18 protein-coding genes are annotated in these 19,346 nt (G+C 69.9%); 12 read left to right on the plus strand and 6 right to left on the minus strand.

Going from position 1 to position 19,346, the window contains the following annotated elements:
- Window positions 1-9 precede the first annotated feature (9 nt).
- A complete protein-coding gene (locus KOL93_RS01920) occupies window positions 10-633 on the minus strand; it encodes a hypothetical protein (protein WP_221583608.1) in 624 nt (207 codons plus the stop codon).
- 165 nt (window positions 634-798) lie between these two features.
- Entirely contained in the window at window positions 799-1,254 is a 456-nt protein-coding gene (locus KOL93_RS01925; protein ID WP_221583609.1) for an acyl-CoA thioesterase, read from the minus strand.
- Between the two features lie 126 nt (window positions 1,255-1,380).
- Here KOL93_RS01925 and KOL93_RS01930 point away from each other — a divergent pair, with 126 nt between their 5' ends.
- From KOL93_RS01930 to KOL93_RS01955, 6 genes are all read left to right on the plus strand, one after another.
- Entirely contained in the window at window positions 1,381-3,912 is a 2,532-nt protein-coding gene (locus KOL93_RS01930) for an ATP-dependent Clp protease ATP-binding subunit (RefSeq protein WP_221583610.1), read from the plus strand.
- A 153-nt stretch (window positions 3,913-4,065) separates the two neighbouring features.
- Window positions 4,066-4,620 carry an RNA polymerase sigma factor gene (locus KOL93_RS01935; RefSeq protein ID WP_221583611.1) on the plus strand — a complete coding sequence of 185 codons (555 nt, stop codon included), beginning with the start codon at window positions 4,066-4,068 and terminating at the stop codon, window positions 4,618-4,620.
- Window positions 4,617-5,624: a DUF4349 domain-containing protein gene (locus tag KOL93_RS01940; protein WP_221583612.1), complete on the plus strand. Its 1,008-nt coding sequence runs from the start codon at window positions 4,617-4,619 to the stop codon at window positions 5,622-5,624. The genes KOL93_RS01935 and KOL93_RS01940 overlap by 4 nt, the downstream gene beginning before the upstream one ends.
- A 463-nt stretch (window positions 5,625-6,087) precedes the next feature.
- A complete protein-coding gene (locus KOL93_RS01945; RefSeq protein ID WP_221583613.1) occupies window positions 6,088-6,594 on the plus strand; it encodes an amino-acid N-acetyltransferase in 507 nt (168 codons plus the stop codon).
- Window positions 6,595-6,711: 117 nt separating this feature from the next.
- Window positions 6,712-7,407 (plus strand): hypothetical protein, encoded by a 696-nt coding sequence (locus KOL93_RS01950; RefSeq protein WP_221583614.1) that lies wholly within the window; start codon window positions 6,712-6,714, stop codon window positions 7,405-7,407.
- Window positions 7,408-7,448: 41 nt separating this feature from the next.
- The gene (locus KOL93_RS01955; protein ID WP_221583615.1) at window positions 7,449-7,859 is read left to right on the plus strand and encodes a dehydrogenase; all 411 of its coding nucleotides are present in this window, start codon (window positions 7,449-7,451) and stop codon (window positions 7,857-7,859) included.
- Between the two features lie 269 nt (window positions 7,860-8,128).
- On the opposite strand, the gene KOL93_RS01960 is transcribed toward KOL93_RS01955, so the two are convergent.
- A complete protein-coding gene (locus tag KOL93_RS01960; RefSeq protein ID WP_308291510.1) occupies window positions 8,129-9,484 on the minus strand; it encodes an MFS transporter in 1,356 nt (451 codons plus the stop codon).
- A 203-nt stretch (window positions 9,485-9,687) separates the two neighbouring features.
- Between KOL93_RS01960 and radA the strand changes: the two genes are divergently transcribed.
- Together radA and KOL93_RS16060 are read left to right on the plus strand one after the other, a co-directional pair.
- Entirely contained in the window at window positions 9,688-11,046 is a 1,359-nt protein-coding gene (radA, locus tag KOL93_RS01965; protein WP_221583617.1) for a DNA repair protein RadA, read from the plus strand.
- Between the two features lie 404 nt (window positions 11,047-11,450).
- Window positions 11,451-12,011, plus strand: coding sequence for an excalibur calcium-binding domain-containing protein (locus KOL93_RS16060; protein ID WP_260405833.1), 561 nt, complete (start codon window positions 11,451-11,453; stop codon window positions 12,009-12,011).
- A gap of 313 nt (window positions 12,012-12,324) precedes the next feature.
- Here the strand turns inward: KOL93_RS16060 and KOL93_RS01975 are convergent, their stop codons facing one another.
- From KOL93_RS01975 to KOL93_RS01985, 3 genes are all read right to left on the minus strand, one after another.
- Window positions 12,325-12,792 (minus strand): SRPBCC domain-containing protein, encoded by a 468-nt coding sequence (locus KOL93_RS01975; protein WP_221583618.1) that lies wholly within the window; start codon window positions 12,790-12,792, stop codon window positions 12,325-12,327.
- Window positions 12,789-13,127 (minus strand): ArsR/SmtB family transcription factor, encoded by a 339-nt coding sequence (locus tag KOL93_RS01980; RefSeq protein ID WP_221583619.1) that lies wholly within the window; start codon window positions 13,125-13,127, stop codon window positions 12,789-12,791. The genes KOL93_RS01975 and KOL93_RS01980 overlap by 4 nt, the downstream gene beginning before the upstream one ends.
- A gap of 325 nt (window positions 13,128-13,452) precedes the next feature.
- A complete protein-coding gene (locus KOL93_RS01985; RefSeq protein WP_221583620.1) occupies window positions 13,453-14,409 on the minus strand; it encodes an L-lactate dehydrogenase in 957 nt (318 codons plus the stop codon).
- Window positions 14,410-14,608: 199 nt separating this feature from the next.
- Here KOL93_RS01985 and KOL93_RS01990 point away from each other — a divergent pair, with 199 nt between their 5' ends.
- From KOL93_RS01990 to KOL93_RS02005, 4 genes are all read left to right on the plus strand, one after another.
- A complete protein-coding gene (locus KOL93_RS01990; protein WP_221583621.1) occupies window positions 14,609-15,298 on the plus strand; it encodes a DUF899 domain-containing protein in 690 nt (229 codons plus the stop codon).
- 209 nt (window positions 15,299-15,507) lie between these two features.
- Window positions 15,508-16,215, plus strand: coding sequence for a ThuA domain-containing protein (locus KOL93_RS01995; RefSeq protein WP_221583622.1), 708 nt, complete (start codon window positions 15,508-15,510; stop codon window positions 16,213-16,215).
- A complete protein-coding gene (locus KOL93_RS02000; protein WP_221583623.1) occupies window positions 16,188-17,276 on the plus strand; it encodes a Gfo/Idh/MocA family protein in 1,089 nt (362 codons plus the stop codon). Before KOL93_RS01995 ends, KOL93_RS02000 begins: the two co-directional genes overlap by 28 nt.
- On the plus strand, window positions 17,273-19,228 hold the full coding sequence (locus tag KOL93_RS02005) for a glycoside hydrolase family 127 protein (protein WP_221583624.1): 1,956 nt from the start codon (window positions 17,273-17,275) through the stop codon (window positions 19,226-19,228). Before KOL93_RS02000 ends, KOL93_RS02005 begins: the two co-directional genes overlap by 4 nt.
- Window positions 19,229-19,346: the final 118 nt, after the last annotated feature.

The following is a 19,346-nucleotide window of genomic DNA, read 5'->3' on the forward strand; positions in this document are numbered from 1 at the left end:
CCCCGACAGTCACACGAGCCCCTCGGTGTCGCGCTGGAGCTTCTCGCCGACGCGGAACGCGGCCGCGAGCGCGCCGAGCACGAACACGCCGAGCAGTGGGGTGAAGTTCACCTGGGCGAGCACGTTGTCGAAGTCTCCGTCGCTGATCGCGGCGAAGGCGCCGTTGATCGCGAAGGTCTGCAGCAGCATCGACGCGGCCCAGCCGATGCCGACGATCGCCGACGCCGTCGTGAGCATTGCCGTGTTGCGCGTCGTGAAGACCCGACCGCGTGAGATGTTGACGCACAGGAGGCTCACGCAGGCGAGCACGCCCAGGATGGCGAGCGTCATGAGGACCACCTCGGCGATGAGCGCGGCGTAGGAGATACCGGGGATCCCGGGAGCTGCGACGGAGGCGCTCTCGACGAGGACCTCGCGCATCTCACCACCGGGACCGATCGGCAGCTGCGCGGGGTCGCCGGAGAACGGCAGGAGCAGCGAGACCGGATCGCTCGAGACGATCCGCACGATCTCGGAGACGCCGAACACGACCGCCCCACCGCCGAAGATCACCGCCATGACGGCGGTGCCGATCGCGGTCCACCGGTCGTCCTTCGTGAGCACGGCATCCGCCGCGGGTGCTGACTGACTCATGGGTCCCCCTGACCGATCGCCGTGTATATCGAAAAACGATAACAACGAAAAACGATAAGTCAAGGAGTGAGAACACAACGCAGTCGACCCGGGGGCGCCCAGCCCCGAATAGGGGCCCATTCCGCCCGATCCGACGCAGATCGACTGCATTGTGTTGCGGCAGCATCACCGCCGGTAGGTGATCGGATCCTCCACGTACGACGCCCAGGCCGCGCGGATCTCGGGGGTGAGGCGAGTCGGCCGACCCGTCGCCGTGTCCACGAGCACGACGACTGTCGTCGCCCGCGCGTAGAGGGATCCGCCGTCGCCGAAGACCTCGTAGCAGAGCTCGGCGCTCGATCCGCCGAGCTTCCCGATCCACACCTGCACGTCGAGCGGATCCTTCGCGTACGGCACCGGGGTGAGGTACTCGACCTCCTGGCGCGCGATGAGCGTCGCGAGCCTCCCGCCCGTCGAGACGGTGTCGGCGTCGAACACGGCCACGGGGCTGTCGCCGGATCCGTCGCGCCAGAACGCCCGGATCCGCGCCTCCTCGAGCAGCTTCATGAGGGAGACGTTGTTGATGTGGCCGAGGGCGTCCTGGTCGCCCCAGCGGCGATGAACGGGAATGTGTACGCGCATCCGCCCATGCTCGCATCGGATATGCCCACGGCGAACACGGCGCCGCGGGGGGATCCGGCTGGCTACCGTGGAACAACGGCGCGTTCCAGCGTGTCGTCGATCGGCCCCAGCGCCCGGAGGAGTGACATGTTCGAGAGGTTCACCGACCGTGCCCGTCGTGTGGTTGTGCTCGCCCAAGAAGAGGCGAAGATGCTCAACCACAACTACATCGGCACCGAGCACATCCTGCTCGGCCTGATCCACGAGGGTGAGGGTGTCGCAGCGAAGGCACTCGAGTCGCTCGACATCTCGCTCGACGCCGTGCGCGAGCAGGTGCAGGACATCATCGGCCAGGGCCAGCAGCAGCCCACCGGCCACATCCCCTTCACGCCCCGCGCGAAGAAGGTCCTCGAGCTGTCGCTCCGCGAGGCGCTGCAGCTCGGCCACAACTACATCGGCACCGAGCACATCCTGCTCGGGCTCATCCGCGAGGGCGAGGGCGTCGCCGCGCAGGTGCTCGTCAAGCTCGGCGCCGACCTCAACAAGGTGCGCCAGCAGGTCATCCAGCTGCTCAGCGGCTACCAGGGCAAGGAGCCCGTGGGCGTCAGCCCCGCTGGTCAGGAGCAGCAGGACGCGTCCGGCAAGGGCGGATCTCAGGTCCTCGACCAGTTCGGACGCAACCTCACGCAGGCCGCACGCGACTCCACGCTCGACCCGGTCATCGGGCGCGAGAAGGAGATCGAGCGCGTCATGCAGATCCTGTCGCGCCGCTCCAAGAACAACCCCGTCCTCATCGGCGAGCCCGGCGTCGGCAAGACCGCCGTCGTCGAGGGCCTCGCGCAGGCGATCGTCAAGGGCGACGTGCCCGAGACGCTCAAGGACAAGCAGGTCTACTCGCTCGACCTCGGCTCGCTGATCGCCGGATCCCGCTACCGCGGTGACTTCGAGGAGCGCCTCAAGAAGGTCACCAAGGAGATCCGCACGCGCGGCGACATCATCGTCTTCATCGACGAGATCCACACGCTCGTCGGCGCCGGCGCGGCCGAGGGCGCAATAGACGCCGCCAGCATCCTCAAGCCGCTCCTCGCGCGCGGCGAGCTGCAGACGATCGGCGCCACGACGCTCGACGAGTACCGCAAGCACTTCGAGAAGGACGCCGCGCTCGAGCGCCGCTTCCAGCCGATCCAGGTGAACGAGCCGTCGCTCCCGCACGCGATCAACATCCTCAAGGGCCTGCGCGACCACTACGAGGCGTTCCACAAGGTGCAGATCACCGACGGCGCCATCGTGTCGGCCGCGAACCTCGCCGACCGCTACGTGCAGGATCGCTTCCTGCCCGACAAGGCGATCGACCTCATCGACGAGGCGGGCGCGCGCCTGCGTCTGTCGATCCTGTCGAGCCCGCCCGAGCTGCGCGAGTTCGACGAGAAGATCGCCAAGGTCCGCGAGCAGAAGGAGCAGGCCTCCGAAGACCAGGACTTCGAGAAGGCCGCCTCGCTGCGCGACGAGGAGAAGTCGCTCCTGGGTGAGCGCCTCCGCCTCGAGAAGCAGTGGCGCGCGGGCGAGGTCGAGACCAACGCGGTCGTCGACGAGGGCCTGATCGCCGAGGTTCTCGCGCAGGCCACGGGGATCCCCGTCTTCAAGCTCACGGAAGAGGAGACCAGCCGTCTCGTCTTCATGGAGAAGGCGCTGCACCAGCGCGTCATCGGTCAGGAGCAGGCCATCTCGGCCCTGTCGAAGACGATCCGTCGCCAGCGTGCCGGCCTCAAGGATCCGAAGCGTCCCTCGGGATCGTTCATCTTCGCCGGCCCGACCGGCGTCGGAAAGACCGAGCTCGCCAAGGCGCTCGCCGAGTTCCTGTTCGACGACGAAGACGCGCTCATCTCGCTCGACATGTCCGAGTTCGGTGAGAAGCACACGGTGTCGCGTCTCTTCGGCGCCCCTCCCGGGTTCGTCGGCTTCGAAGAGGGCGGCCAGCTCACCGAGAAGGTGCGCCGCAAGCCGTTCTCGGTCGTGCTGTTCGACGAGATCGAGAAGGCCCACCCCGACATCTTCAACTCGCTGCTGCAGATCCTCGAGGAGGGTCGTCTGACCGACGGTCAGGGCCGCGTCGTCGACTTCAAGAACACCGTCATCATCATGACGACGAACCTCGGATCCTCCGCGATCGCGGGTGGTCCGGTCGGCTTCCAGGTCGAGGGAAACCAGCAGACGACGTACGAGCGCATGAAGGGCAAGGTCGACGAAGAGCTCAAGCGGCACTTCAAGCCCGAGTTCCTCAACCGCGTGGACGACATCATCGTCTTCCCGCAGCTGACGAAGCCCGAGCTGCTGCAGATCGTCGACCTGTTCACGAAGCGTCTCGCCGAGCGTCTGCTCGACCGCGACATGACGATCGAGCTCTCGCAGGGTGCCAAGGAGCGTCTCATCGAGATCGGCTTCGACCCGTCGCTCGGTGCGCGTCCGCTGCGTCGCGCCATGCAGCGCGAGGTCGAGGATCGCCTCAGCGAGTCGATGCTCTCCGGCCAGCTCGAGTCCGGCCACCACATCAAGGTCGACTTCGCGGACGGCACGTTCACGTTCCACAACGAGCTGCGCGGCGAGAAGGTCGCCGTCGGCCCGAATACGGGCGGCGACACGATCCCCTCCAGCCCGGAGATCACCGCCTTCGGCGAGTGACCTGACCTCGAAGCCCTCGTCGCGATGCGGCGGGGGCTTCGTCGTGCGCGGACGCGAGCGGATTCGGATCGCAACGGATCCGAGACGATCGGCCCCTTCTCGACACTGTTCAGGGTGAGAGACGATTGCTCACCAGGTGACAGGGCGGATCCGATGATCGACGAACCCAGCGATGCGGAGCTCGTGGCGCGAGCCGCGGCCGGCAGCGAGCCGGCCTTCCGCGCGCTCTACCGCGCCTACGTGCGCCCCGTGTACTGGATCGCGCACGGCCTGCTCGGCGATGTGCGTGACGCGGAGGAGGTCGCGCAGGAGACCTTCTCGACCGCCTGGCGCAAGCTGGCGCAGCTCGAGCTCGCGAGCGACTCGGCCCTGCCGTGGCTCGCGACGATCTGTCGGAACGTGGCGGCGAACCGGATCCGCGTGCGCCGCCGCGAACGCGAGAACGTCGCCGGCGCGCTCGACGACCGGCAGCCCGACACCGTCGACGTCGAGCAGCAGGTGATCGACCGGGCCCTCGCCGCCCGGATCGCGCAGGAGGTCGACCGGCTGTCCGACACCGACCGCCGCATCTTCGCGCTCTGCGTCGCCGACGGACACGCCTACGCCGCCGCCGCGGACGAGCTCGGGATCCCGCAGGGATCCGTGCGCAATCGCCTCTCCCGAATCAGAACCCGGCTGCGTGCCGTCGTCAGGGAGGAAGCACGATGAACAGCTCAGAGAACGTGACGCTGCCCGACCTGTCGGACGCGTCGATCGAGCGGATCGAGAGGGGCGTCTTCGAGGAGATCGCCCGCGAGAAGAACGCCGACGCCCGTCGCGCCCGGACGCGGCGGAGGTGGGTCGGCGGATCCCTCGGCGTCGCGGCCGTGATCGTCGGCGCGGTGCTCGTGGTGCCGCTGGTCTCGCAGCCCGGAGAGATGGGCGACAGCGCGTCGAGCGGGTTCGCGGAGGACATGGGGGCGGCCGAGGGCGTCGCAACCGACGACGACGCGGGCGGCGACCTCGCCGCGCCGGAGGAGGAAGCGCTCCTCGGCGACCGCGACATCATCCGCACGGGCCACGCGAGGCTCGTCGTCGACGACGTCGTCGCGGCCTCGGGGGAGCTCGAGGATCTCGCGAAGGAGCACGACGGCTATGTCGAGGCGATGGGGACCTCGCGCGGCGAGGGCGATGAGGACGTCGCGACCGAGGCGAGCAGCGGATGGGCGACGCTGCGCGTCCCCGCCGGCGACCTCGACGCCGTGCGCGACGCGCTGACGGAGATCGGCGAGGTGGCGAACATCGAGATGTCGCAGGTCGACGTGACCGCGCAGACCATCGACCTCGAGGCGCGCATCGAGGCCAATCAGGCTTCGGTCGACCGACTGCTCGACCTGATGGGGCAGTCGGGGTCGGTGGGCGAGCTCATCGAAGCAGAGAGCGCGCTCGCGGAGCGACAGGCCGAGCTCGAGTCGCTCGAACGGCAGCTCGAGGATCTCGAGGACCAGGTCGGGATGTCGACCCTCGACATCCAGCTGACGAAGGCCCCGTCGGTCGAGCAGGCCGACCCCAACGGCTTCGTCGATGGCCTCACCGCCGGATGGAACGGCCTCGTCGCCGCACTGAGCGGCGCGATCGTGATCATCGGCGCGCTGATCCCGTGGCTCGGCGCCCTCGGCATCGGCGCCCTGATCGTCTGGGGCATCGTGCGGCTCCGTCGTCGTCGCGGGTGAGGCGACACAACGCAGTCGATCTGGTGCCCGGTGCGGCGGGCCGGCCCGTGTTTTCGGGGCGGCGCCAGCGCGGCCCGGCGGGATTGACTGCGTTGTGCTGCGCGCCCGCGTGTGCACGCCGTCGTGGGTGACGCCGAGCACACCGACACAACGCAGTCGATCTGGTGCCCGGTGCGGCGGGTCGGCCCGTGTTTTCGGGGCGGCGCCGGTATGGGGCGGCCGGATCGACTGCGTTGTGTTCGGACGTCCCGCCGTACGGCTGCGATTGTGGGCGGGCCGCCCAGCCCTCCAGCTGCGGGCTCCGTGTCACGTCGGCTGCACAACGACGGCAGAACTCGCGCGACCGCCACCGGCTCCCGCGTGATTCCGGGGTTCGCCGACGGGCGATCGGAGAAATTGCCGTCGTCGTGCACCGCGCCTCGCTCGGAGCCGCCCACCAGGAGCGCGCAGTAGCCTGACCCCGATGACCGATTTCACCGTCCGCCCCGCGCGCGCCGCCGACATGGAGGCCGTGCACGGCATGCTCCAGCCGTACGTGATGCGGCGGATCCTGCTCGGCAAGGACCTCGTCGTCCTGTACGAGGCGACGCAGGAGTTCATGGTGGCAGTCGATGACGACGACCAGGTGATCGGATGCGGCGCCCTCCACGTCATGTGGGAGGACCTGGGCGAGATCCGCACCCTCCTCGTCGCCGACGATTGGCTGCACCGCGGCGTCGGCCGGGCGATCGTCGAGGTGCTCGAGGAGAATGCGCGGATCCTCGGACTCACCCGCCTGTTCTGCCTCACGTTCGAGACGAGCTTCTTCGAGCGCCGCGGATTCGCGGAGATCGGCGAGCAGGTCGTCTCGCCCGACGTCTACTCGCAGCTCGTGCGCAGCCCCGACGAGGGCATCGCCGAGTTCCTCGACCTCGCGCACGTGAAGCCGAACACCCTCGGCAACACACGCATGCTCAAGCAGCTCAGCTGACGGATCCGCCGGCTCGCCCGACCGCCGGACGGGGCGTGAGAACGTGTCGGCCGGGCAGTCCTCTTCCGCCCGCGCGCGTCTCAGCTGTCGTCCCGAGGCACGCCGTACGCTGAATCCGTGGGAGCGAAGCGCAGGCCGTCGAAGGCCGTCTATCGTCGGCGGCGACTCGTCGTCGGGGTCTTCGCGCTGCTCGTCCTCGCGGGCATCATCACGGGCGCCGCGTTCGGCGTGCGCTGGATCGTCGCGGAGCAGCCGTGGCAGAATCTGCCGTTCTTCGGCGAGTCCGCACCCGCGGCCGAAGAGGTCGAAGATCCGATTCCGACCCTGCAGCCGACCGACAACCCCGGCGACGGGTCCGACGGCTCGTCCTCGTCGCCCTCCGAGAAGCCCGAGCCCGAGGCCTGCGCGAACGGGGCCCTCAAGGTCGTCGCCGTCACCGATCAGGACGAGTACGACCCCGGCGAGACACCGAGGATCTCGCTCGAGCTCACGAACGCCGGAGACGTCGACTGCGTCGTCAACGTCGGCACGACGCAGCAGCGGTTCGAGATCGCGAGCGGTGCCGACACGTGGTGGCGCTCGTCCGACTGCCAGACCGAGCCGTCGGACCACTGGGTGACGATCGCGGCGGGCCAGACCGTCTCGACGCAGCAGAGCGACGACCGGGCCTTCACCTGGGACCGCACCCGCTCGAGCGTGTCCACGTGCGACGCCGCGGAGCGCCCGTCGGCCATCGGCGGGGGAGCGACATACTCCCTCACGGTGCAGCTCGGCGAGGTCGTCTCCCAGCCCACGACGTTCCTGCTGTACTGACGCGATTCGTGACGGATCCGCGCGAAACGTAGGCTGGATCCATGGCCAAGAAGCGGAAGAAGTCGGTGGCTGCGGATCCGGAGCAGTTCCGCTCGGAGGCGCTCGCGCAGGCGCTCGAGAAGCAGGACATGGCGGCCGTCGCACTCGCACTGCGCAACGGCAACACCGTCGTACCTCTGATCAAGCCCGGCTCCCGCGACAACCCGCTCGACGGCGGCGAGGTGTGGACGTTCCGCGACCCGAAGACGGGCGACGTCGCGCTGCTGCTGTTCAGCGACGCCCGCAACAAGCCCGAGAACCTCCCGCCGGGTGTCGGCGCGTACTCGCCCGCCTGGCTGACGGGCTTCCTCACGCAGTACCGCGACACGATCACCACGGTGTTCCTCGACATCGCCGGCCCCCACCCGATGCAGGCATCGCCCGGCGACCTGCTGGAGATCCTCGAGGCGTAGGCCCGCGTCTGCGGCGCCGCGCTGACCCGGCGCCGTGAAGGCTCGGCGCCTCACCCCCGTGTCCCACAACACGCCCTTATCCCCTCGGCGTGACGGCGTGTTGTGGGACATGGGTGGGGGTGTTGGCCGTGCGTGTCCCGGGACACGCCGTTATTCCGTCCGGTTGACGGCGTGTTGTGGGACATGGGTGGGGGTGTTGGCCGTGCGTGTCCCGGGACACGCCGTTATCTCCTCGGCGTGACGGCGTGTTGTGGGACACGGCGGATCCGCTACCCCACGTCGGCGGCGGGCGCGCGGGTGCGGATCCCGAGCCACGACACGATTCCGCCGGCGGCGAGAAGCACGGCGACGACGATGCAGGCCCGGTGGAATCCCTCGAGGTCGAGAGATCCGCCCACGATCGTGCCGATGGCGGCGACCGCGATGAGTCCCGCGACGCGCGAGATCGCGTTGTTGACGGCGCTCGCGATGCCGCTGCGTGCGGGGTCGATCGCACCGAGGATCGTCGACGTCAGCGGCGACACCGTGATCGTCAGGCCGAGTCCGAACACGATCATGGACGGCAGTACCTGCCACCAGTAGTTGAAGTCGTCCGACACGGTCAGGAGCAGCAGCGATCCGATCCCCATGAGGATCGGCCCGACCGTCATGAACCACCTCGCGCCCCACCTGCCGGCGAGCGCTCCGACGCGCGAGCTGAGCAGGATCATGAGGATCGTGACGGGCAGACTCGCCAGCCCGGCGAGGGTCGCCGAGAGCCCTGCGCCCTCCTGCAGGTAGATCGCCACGACGAATCCGTTGAGCGCGAGCGCGGCGTAGACGAAGGTCGTGGCGACGTTGCCCGTCCAGAAGTTGCGCACGCGGAACAGATCGAGGGGCATGATCGGCGACCGCGCCGTGCGCTGCCGCAGGAGGAACAGAGCGAACATGACGGCGCCCGCGACGAGTGGCACGACGATCGCGGGGTGTCCCCACCCGAGCCGCGGCTGCTCGATGAACGCGAAGACGAGCCCGCCGAGTCCGAAGGTGCACAGCGCGGCGCCGAGGACGTCGATGCGTGCGTCGGGGCGCCGCTCCGGATCCCGGACCCCGCGCACGAGCCACAGCGTCACGCCGATCGGGATCACGTTGATGAGGAACGCGAGTCGCCAGCTCGCGAGGTCGACGAGCGCCCCGCCGATGACGGGTCCGACGACCATGGCGCCCGTCGTGAACGACGTCCACGTGCCGATGGCCTTCGCCTGCGCCGCCCCGGAGAACGTGGAGGTGATGAGCGCGAGCGAGCTCGGGACGAGGAACGCGCCGGCCGCACCCTGCGCGAGGCGGGCGATGACGAGGATCAGCGGATCCGGTGCGACGGCGATCGCGATCGACGCGACTCCGAAGCCGACGAGGCCGATGCGCAGGACGAGCGCGCGTCCGAACGCGTCGCTGACGGATCCGGCCACGAGCATGAGCGCGCCGAGCGTGATGAGATACCCGTCGACGACCCACTGCTGTGTCGACAGCCCGCCGCCGAGCTCGCGGTCGATCGCAGGCAGGGCGACATTCACCACGGTGCCGTCGAGGAACGAGACGAACGAGGCGAGGATCGCGATCCACAGGACCCGGGTGGAGTGTGTCACGCCGGTCAGCGTACGCCGACGGCGGGCCCCGGTGAGGAGAAGTGCGCATCTGCGGATCCTGGGGCCGAATCCGTCCTCAGCTGTGCGCATCTCCTCGCGGCGGCGCGCGCCCCGTACGCGATCGGAGAGGATCCTTCACCCGCGGGACCGTGGCATGGCACGCGGATCCTTCGTTTGTCAGACGTGCCGCCTAGCCTGATTCCATGGCTTCGAAACGCTCCGCATCTCCCGCGTACGTCTGCAGCGAGTGCGGGTGGACGACCATGAAGTGGGTCGGTCGCTGCGGCGAGTGCCAGCAGTGGGGCTCCGTCGTCGAGCAGGGGCAGAAGCAGGGCGTCGCCGCGCGCGGCGTGCAGTCGCTGGCGCCGACGGCGGCTGCGAGGCCCATCACGCAGGTCGAGACGAAGGACGCGCCGCGTCGCACGAGCGGCGTCGGCGAGTTCGACCGGGTGTTGGGCGGCGGCGTCGTGCCGGGTGCGGCGGTGCTGCTGTCGGGCGAGCCGGGCGTCGGAAAGTCCACGCTGCTGCTCGAGGTCGCGGCCCGGGCGGCGCGCGAGGGGCGACGCGTGCTCTACGTCAGCGCCGAGGAGTCCGTGGCCCAGGTGCGCCTGCGCGCCGAGCGCACGGGCGCGATGGTGGACGACCTGTTCCTCGCGAGCGAGAGCGACCTCGCGACAGTGCTCGGCCACATCGACGCCGTCGAGCCCGAGCTGCTCATCGTCGATTCGGTGCAGACCATCGCCTCGGGCGAGCAGGACGGCGCGGCGGGCATGCCGGGGCAGGTGCGCGAGGTCGCCTCCACGCTCATCCGCGTCGCCAAGCACCGTGCGCTGCCGGTGATCCTCGTCGGCCACGTCACGAAAGACGGGCAGGTCGCCGGGCCGCGCGTGCTCGAGCACCTCGTCGACGTCGTGTGCCACTTCGAGGGCGATCGCCAGACGTCGCTGCGCTTCATCCGCGCGCTCAAGAACCGCTTCGGCCCGACCGACGAGGTGGGCTGCTTCGAGATGACGGGCGACGGCATCCGCGAGGTCCCGGATCCGTCGGGCATGTTCCTCTCGCAGGGCGAGCCCGAACCCGGCACCTGCGTCGGCATCGCGCTCGAGGGCCGACGCGTGCTCCCCGTCGAGGTGCAGGCGCTCACCATCCCGACCGGTGCCCCCAACCCACGCCGCATCGTGCACGGCGTCGACTCGTCGCGCGTGGCGATGGTGCTCGCCGTGCTCGAACGTCGCGCCGGCATCAAGACGAGCGATCAGGACGTCTACGTCTCGACTGTCGGCGGCGTGACATTCACCGAGCCCGCGGCCGACCTCGCCATCGCGATCGCGGTCGCCGGATCCCTGCGCAACTGGGCCGTCCCTCGCGACATCGCGGCCGCCGGCGAGCTCTCCCTCGCCGGAGAGGTGCGTCCCGTCACCCAGGCCACCCAGCGCCGCGCCGAGGCCGGCCGCCTCGGCTACTCCCGCGTCATCGACGACCGATCCGGCAAGCTCCGCGCCGCCCTCGACGACGTCCGCGCCCACAGGCCCGCGAAGCTCGAAGACGTCCCGCAGTTCTGAGGGCACCTCGGGGGCAGTGCGGCCGGGGGGGGGCGTCGCCTCCTGATTGACGAAACGGAACATCGCACGTCTTCGGCCGGTGAACAAGGCAGTCGTGGTGGCCACCTCGACCCGAATGACACTCGGGCACGTCAGCCCTGGCCGGCTTGGGGGCTTTCGCTGCGCCGGTGGCAGACACTCCGTCGGGACTGTCGACGTCGTCTCGGACGCTGTCGCAGAGCAGTGACTCACACAGATCTCGTGATCTCGATGCTCTGCGCCACGTCAGTCGCTTCGCGGAGATGACCTCCATGGTCTGAAGTGGGCTGTTCGTCTGGAGCCGAATGACGTACTCTCCTACTCGCCAGTAGACCAATATTCAGGAGGCAACGGTGTCCGAGAATCCGAGATTCTTACAGCGGTCGATGTCGCGAAAGATCGGAGTCGTGCTCGGAGGCGTTGCGCTCGCGCTCGGAATCGGCGTGGGAGCGGCAAGCGGAGCTGCCGGCCAGGCGGGCGAGGTGGACGACCTCCGAGTCGAGAACGCGCAGATCGCAGAAGAACTGTCGACGGCGCAGACCGCGGCAGTCGACGCGGAAGAGGCTGCCGGTGATGCGGAAGAGGCGGCGGGAGAAGCAGCGGAGCAGACAGAAGAGCTGAGCGCTCGCGTGGCGGAGCTCGAGAAGAAGCTCGACGAGCAGACGGACGAAACGGCCGCGAAGCAGAAGAAGATCGATGAGGCGGCGGCTCTCGTCGGAGAGCGTGACGCGCGCATTCAGGAGCTCGAGGCAGAAGTCGCCGCGGCATCGACCGTCGCGCCGCCGACCTACGAAGAACCCCAGACGTATGAAGAGCCGCAGAGCCCTGCGGCCTACTACGACAACTGCACCGCAGCTCGCGACGCGGGAGCCGCGCCCGTGCGGGTCGGCGACCCAGGATACGGCCCGCATCTCGATCGTGACGGAGACGGCATCGGCTGCGAGTGAGCCGTCTCCTCGGATGCCCCCCCTCGCGGAGGACGGTGTGGATGTCGGCAGAAGGGGCAGCGCTCCCCGCGTCGCCGGATGATCCTGGTCCGCTCATGGTGCGCGAGGCTCGCACGGTTCGACTGAGTGCGTGCCGTTGTGAGGAGATGTGCGGGCTTGAGGAGGGATCCGGGGTGAAGGGTCCTCGGATGTGCACCTCTCCTCGGGAGTGTGTGAGGGGATCCGCGTGCCCTCGTGAGGAGATGTGCAGACCTGAGGAGGGATCCCCGGTCCGGCGTCCTCAGATCGGCACATCTCCTCACGAGCGCGCGGCTCACCCCTCGACGAGGGCGATGAGCTGGTCGGCGACGGTGCCCCAGCCCTCCGCGAACCCGAGTTCCTGGTGGCGAGCGCGTGCTGCCGGATCCCCATGCCGGGCGACGACGCGGTACAGCGTGCCGTCGGGGTGCTCGGTGAGGGTGAACTCTCCCGTGACCGCGACGGGCTGAGGGGTGGCGGGGTGCCAGGTGCTGTCGAGCGCATTCGTGAACACGATCCGCTCCTCCGGCTCGGCGATGAGGAACACGGCGTCCATGTGCGGGGTGTAGGTCGCGCCGTCGTCCATGCTCATCTGCGTGACGAGCCCGCCGCCCGGGCGCACGTCGAGGGCGTCGACGCGCCCGACGATCGGATCCGGCAGCCACCAGCGCGCGAACAGCGCGGGATCCGTCCAGGCGCGCCAGATCGCCGATCGAGGCGCGCGGATGATGCGCTCAAGGGAGAGGTCGAGTTCGGGGTTCATGATGTCTCCTCGGGGAGTTCCGTGACGAGCAGCTCGAGGCGGTCCGTGCGCTCCTCCCAGAGGCGCCGCTGGTCGTCGAGCCACCCGTCGATGAGATCGAGGCGTTCGCGGTTCAGCGTGCAGGTGCGCACGCGTCCGCGTTTCGCCGTGGCGATGAGGCCGCTCGCCTCGAGAGTGCGCACGTGCTTGAGGAACGACGGCAGCGCCATGGTGAAGGCGTCCGCCAGCTCGCTCACAGTGCGGGGGCCGCGGCCCAGGCGCCGCACGACATCGCGGCGCGTCGGATCCGCCAGCGCGCCGAGCACGCTGTCGAGCCCCGACGAATACTTATCCATGTGGCTAACTATAGGGTTGGTGTCGCGCATGGACAACAGGTGCGCACGGATCCCCGCACCTTCTTGAGCAGATGTGCCGTGCTGAGGAAGGATCCAGGGGTGCGGGTCCTCGGGAGTGCACATCTCCGCAGGAGCGCGCGGATCCCCGCCGGCACCAGAGGCGTGGGGTGAGGAGGGGCCAGGAGGCATCCGGGAGCGCGCGTGTTCGCGGATCCACGCACCTTCTTGAGGAGATGTGCGGTGCTGAGGACGGATCCCCACCCGAACGTCCTCACTCGTGCACATCTCCTCCGGACCGCGCGGGACAGCCGGGGCGCTCGGGCCCCTACGCCCCGCGCACCTGATCCGCCGTGTCGGTCAGGGTGTCGGCCGAGGCGCGCAGGAGCGCCAGCTCGTCGTCCGACATGCGCGTCTCGGTGACGGGGAAGGCGCCGTGGCGATTCACGATGCTCGGCACAGACATCGCGACTCCCGAGATGCCGTGGAAGTCGTTCAGCACGGGGGAGACGGGGAGGACCGCGTGCTCGTCGCGCAGGATCGCCTCGGTGATGCGCGTGGCGGACAGGCCGATCGCGTAGTTGGTGGATCCCTTGCCCTCGATGATCTTGTACGCGGCCGTGCGCACGTCGTGCGCGATCTGGTCGAGTTCGTCGCGCGCGAAGACCAGCTCGCCGTCGCGCTTCCACTCGAGCAGCGGCACCGGGCCGATCGCGGCGCTCGACCAGAGCGGGAACTCGGTGTCGCCGTGCTCGCCCGCGATGTGGGCGTGGACGGAGCGCGCTGCGACGCCCGCTCGTTCGGCGAGACGCCAGCGCAGACGCGAGGTGTCGAGCACGCATCCTGAGGCGAACATGCGCGCGGGGTCGATGCCGGTCTGCTCGACGGCGAGCATCGTGAGCACGTCGCACGGGTTCGTGACGATGACGAAGATCGCGTCGGGCGAGGCCTCGACGAGCTGCGGGATCATCGTCGAGAAGATGCGCGCGTTCGTGCCGATGAGTTCGAGGCGTGTCTGACCCGGCTTCTGCGCCGCGCCGGCCGTGACGATGACGACGTGCGAGCCCGACGTGTCGGCGACGTTGCTCGACCCCACGACCGAGCTGGATCCCGTGAACATCGCTCCGTGCGCCAGATCGAGGGCCTCGGCCTCGACACGCGCGGCGTTGATGTCGTAGAGCACGACGTTGCGTGCGGCGCCGCGGATGAGGGTGGCGTATGCCGTGGCGGATCCGACGGATCCCGCACCGACGATGGTGACTTTCGGACTCTCGATGACGGCCATGTCGCCATCCTGGCAGGGCGTCCGCAGGGGCGGAAGAGTGCGCTGAGGCGCGGCTCCGCCCGCGCGCCGCGCCGTCACGATCCGCCGCGCGCCGCCATGCCGCCTTCCGTGCGACGATCGTCAGCGGCTGACCGGATCCCGTTGACGCCCCCGCGCCCCGCGCGCACACTGGGAGCGCCGCGTGCGAAGGAGCGTCGTTATGTCCACTGCGAACCCTCTCCCACCCGTCGTCGACGCCGAGACCTGGCGAGGGGAGCTCGCCGAGCTGCGCGTGCGCGAGAAGGCGGCGACGCGCGAGCTCGACGCGATCGCCGCGCAGCGTCGCCGTCTGCCGATGGTCGAGCTGCCCGAGTACACGCTCATGAGCGCCGACGGACCCGTGCGCCTGGCCGACGTCTTCGACGGGCGATCCCAGCTGATCACCTATCACCATATGTGGAACCCCGGCGCCCGGTGGCAGTGCCCCGGCTGCACGGGCTGGACATCGCAGTTCACGCGGCTCGACTTCCTCGAGCAGTACGACGCACGCTTCGTCATCGTCACGAACGGACCGATCGAGGAGGCCCTCGCCTACCGCGAGAGGGTCGGCAACCAGATGACCTGGTACTCGAGCGCCGACAGCTCGTTCGGCGCCGACATGGGCGCGCCTCCCGGCGCGGGCTTCGCCGTCAACGCGTTCCTGCGCGACGGCGACACCGTCTATCGCACGTGGCACACCGACGGCCGCGGCACGGAGCAGCTCGGTCACGTCCACGGGCTGATCGACGTGCTGCCCTACGGGCGCCAGGAGGAGTGGCAGGACTCTCCCGACGGGTGGCCCCAGCACGCCACGTACTCGGAGGGGATCACCTCGAAGGAGATCGGGCGTCTCTACGGCGCCGAAGCCTGACCTGGCCCGGGGGGGGGCAGTCGTGAGGTCTCCGGTCTCCGCGCGTCCTCCTGACCCCTCCCATCCGCCGCCCGACGGATCCGCGTGCGGCGGGGTCGTCCGCGGTGCCGCCGAATACTGGCAGGGTTGTTCCTGGGCGCCCGCCCGCTGATGCGAAGGAGCATGCCGATGTCGATGGATCCGATACCCGTGGCCACGGGGGAGCGACGATGAGCGCCCGCCGGGCCCTCGTCGTCCGCGGCGGCTGGGAGGGCCATCACCCCGTCGAGGCGACCGAGCTGTTCCTCCCGTTCCTCGCCGAGAGCGGTTTCGAGGTGCGCGTGGAGGAGTCGAACGAGATCTACGCGGATCCGGACGTGATGGCGCGCACGGATCTGATCGTGCAATGCGTGACGATGTCCGACATCTCGCGCGAGGCGGTGGCCGGCCTGCGCGCCGCCGTCGAGGCGGGGACGGGCCTGGCCGGCTGGCACGGCGGCATCGCCGACTCGTACCGTGCGAACTCCGACTACCTGCAGCTGGTCGGCGGGCAGTTCGCGACGCACCCGTCGAAGCGTCCGGAGGATCGCACGGGCGACGCGTCTGACAACTACCTGACCCACACGATCGACATCACGGCGCTCGGGCGAGCGCACGAGATCACGGCGGGGATCGAGGACTTCGCCCTCGACACCGAGCAGTACTGGGTGCTCGCCGACGACCTCAACGACGTGCTCGCGACGACGACGCACCCGGTTCAGCCTTATCACCCGTGGCATCGGCCGATCACGTCGCCCGCCGTGTGGACGCGGCAGTGGGGGCGCGGGCGCGTGTTCGTCGCGACCCCGGGGCACGCCCCCGACGTCCTGCGCGACGTGAACGTCCGCACCATCATCGAGAGGGGGATCCTGTGGGCGAGCCGCACGGAATCGGCATAGTTGGACTCGGGGTCATCTCCCGGCAGTACCTCGACACGCTGGCCACTCATCCGGGGGTGCGCATCGTCGCGACCGGCGACCTCGACCGCGCCCGCGCCGAGGCAGTGGCGTCGGGGATCCCGGGCTGCCGCGCGCTGTCGGTCGACGAGCTCGTCGCGGATCCGGAGGTGCAGACGGTCATCAACCTCACGATCCCCGCCGCGCACGCCGAGGTCGCGCTGGCCGCGCTCGCCGCGGGCACGGACGTCTTCGGTGAGAAGCCGCTCGCGGCGACGCTGCCGGACGCACGCCGCGTGCTTGCGGCCACGGGACCCGCGTGGGCGGGATCCGCGCCCGACACCGTGCTGGGGACGGGGATCCAGACCGCCCGCGCCGTCGTCGACGCCGGCGGCATCGGCCGCCCGGTCTCGGCCGTCGCCACGTGGGTGTCGTCGGGCCACGAGGCGTGGCACCCGCACCCGGACTTCTACTATCGCGACGGCGGCGGGCCGCTGCTCGACATGGGGCCGTACTACCTGACGACCCTCTTCCACCTGCTCGGTCCGGTGGCGCGGGTGTTCGGGGCGTCGTCTCGGCCGCGCGCCGTGCGCACGATCGGATCCGGCCCGCGCGCGGGCGAGGAGATCCCGGTCGAGATCGACACCCACGTCACGGGCGTGCTCGAGCACACCGGCGGCGCGGTGTCGACGGTGACGTTCAGCTTCGACGCCGCGGGCACCGATGCGGCGCCCCTCGAGATCCACGGCGAGACGGGAACTCTGTCCGTGCCGGATCCCAACGGCTTCGGCGGCGAGGTGCGGGTGCGGAGGCCCAGGGATCCACAGTGGGCGCCGGTCGATGAGCGCGCGGGCTACGAGGACGCGGGGCGCGGCATCGGCGTGATCGACCACCTGCGCACCGGGTCCGGCCGCGCGAGCGGCGAGGTCGCCCTGCACGTGCTCGAGATCATGACGGCCCTCGGGGAGTCGGCCCGCAGCGGCCAGCGCATCGATCTCACGACCGCGCCCGAACGCCCGCCGCTCGTGCCGTTCACACCGGCCGCCGAGTGGAGGAGCGCGTGACGGTCGCGCCGGAGCGCGCCGGGCGCACGACACCGCCACGACCCACGAACGAACGCGCGGCGACCCGTCTCCGCCCTCTCTCGATCCCCGACGTCACCATCGACGACAGCTTCTGGGCGGCGCGACGCGAGATCGTTCGGGCGTCGACCCTCCCGCAGCAGGAGCGTCAGCTGCGCGCACCGGGGCAGCAGTTCGACGCGCTGCGGCTCGAGTGGCGCCCGGGTGACGACGAACCCCACATCTTCTGGGAGTCCGACGTCGCGAAGTGGATCGAGGCGGCCAGCTACGTGCTCGCCCGCGAGGACGACGCGCGACTCGACGCCTCGGTGGATGAGGCCATCGAGCTGCTCGCGGGTGCCCAGCAGGACGACGGCTACCTGAACACGTACTTCACCGTCGTGCGGCCCGGCGAGCGGTTCACCGACCTCCAGGACGCCCACGAGCTGTACTGCGCCGGACACCTCATCGAGGCCGGCGTCGCCCATCACGAGGCGACGGGCAAGACGTCGCTGCTCGACATCGTGTGCCGCTACGCCGACCTCATCGACCGGGAGTTCGGCCCCGGCGGGCCCGCCGAGGGCGGGTACGACGGGCATCAGGAGATCGAGCTCGCCCTGATGAAGCTCCATCGCGCCACCGGGGAGGAGCGCTACCTCCGGCTCGCCGGGCGGCTCATCGACGCGCGCGGCACCCAGCCGTTCTACTTCGAGCGCGAGCGCGAGCGCCGCGGAACCCCGGGGTACTTCGACGCGATCTTCGAGGAGCGCCCGCGGCGCGCGGACTGGTACCGGCAGTACAACCAGTCGCATCTGCCCGTGCGCGAGCAGACCGAGGCCGTGGGCCACTCCGTGCGCGCGATGTACATGTACTCGGCCATGGCCGACCTCGCCCGGCAGAACGCCGACGAGGGTCTCCGAGCGGCCTGCGAACGCCTCTGGGACGACCTCGTCGGCACCAAGCTCTATGTCACCGGCGGGATCGGCGCGCTCGACTCCATCGAGGGATTCGGCCCCGCCTACTACCTCCCGGATGCGGACGGCTACGCCGAGACGTGCGCCGCGATCGGCCTCGTCTTCTGGGCGCAGCGCATGGCGCTCCTCACGGGCGAGGCGACGTACGTCGATGTCCTTGAGCGCGCGCTCTACAACGGCGTGCTCTCCGGCGCCTCGGACGACGGCACCTGCTATTTCTACGGGAACCCGCTGGCGAGCGACGGAGCCGCCGCGCGCAGCGAGTGGTTCGGCGTCGCCTGCTGTCCGCCGAACCTCGCGCGCCTCGTCTCCTCGCTCGAGCACTACATCTACGCCGTCGATGACCGCGGCATCACCGTCAACCTCTACGTCGCGGGCAGTGCGGCGTTCGCGCACGACGGCCAGCGGATCCAGCTGACGCAGCGCACCGGATACCCCTGGAGCGGCGACGTAGAACTCACCATCGAGGCGCCCGGCGCGACGGATGCCGCCATCCGGCTGCGGATCCCGGAGTGGGCGAAGGAGTGGACGGCGAGCGTGAACGGGCGGCGGGTCGAGGCCGCGACCGTGAACGGCTACCTCGTGCTCGAGCGCACCTGGGCCTCCGGCGACCGCATCTCGCTCGCGCTGGGCATGCGGCCCGAGCGCGTGTGGGCCCACCCGCGCGTCGCCGCGAGCCTCGGGAAGGTGGCGATCCAGCGGGGGCCGATCGTCCACTGCGTAGAGGAGGTCGACAACGCCGCGCCGGTGCCGGCGCTCGCGATCGGCCGCGGATCCGAGTTCCGCGTCGAACACGACGCGGAGCGCGGCATCGACAGCATCGTCGTGGACGGTGTCGTCGAGTCGCGGGAGACGGGCACGCTGTACACGACCGACGCCCCCGCCACGGAGACCACGCAGGTGCGCACCGTGCCGTACTTCTCCTGGGCGAACCGCGGATCCGGCACCATGGCGGTCTGGGTGCGGGAGGCGGCGGGCTGACGACACGCCTCACGGCAGAGGGGCCGCCAGTGAGATCGACGCGGCACGACGTTCGGATGCGGTGACCGCACTCAGCCAACCGCGGCTCGCGTCGACCGCCCTCGAGAAGCGAAGGCGG

This window comes from Microbacterium salitolerans, assembly GCF_019720895.1.
Classification (GTDB): domain Bacteria; phylum Actinomycetota; class Actinomycetes; order Actinomycetales; family Microbacteriaceae; genus Microbacterium.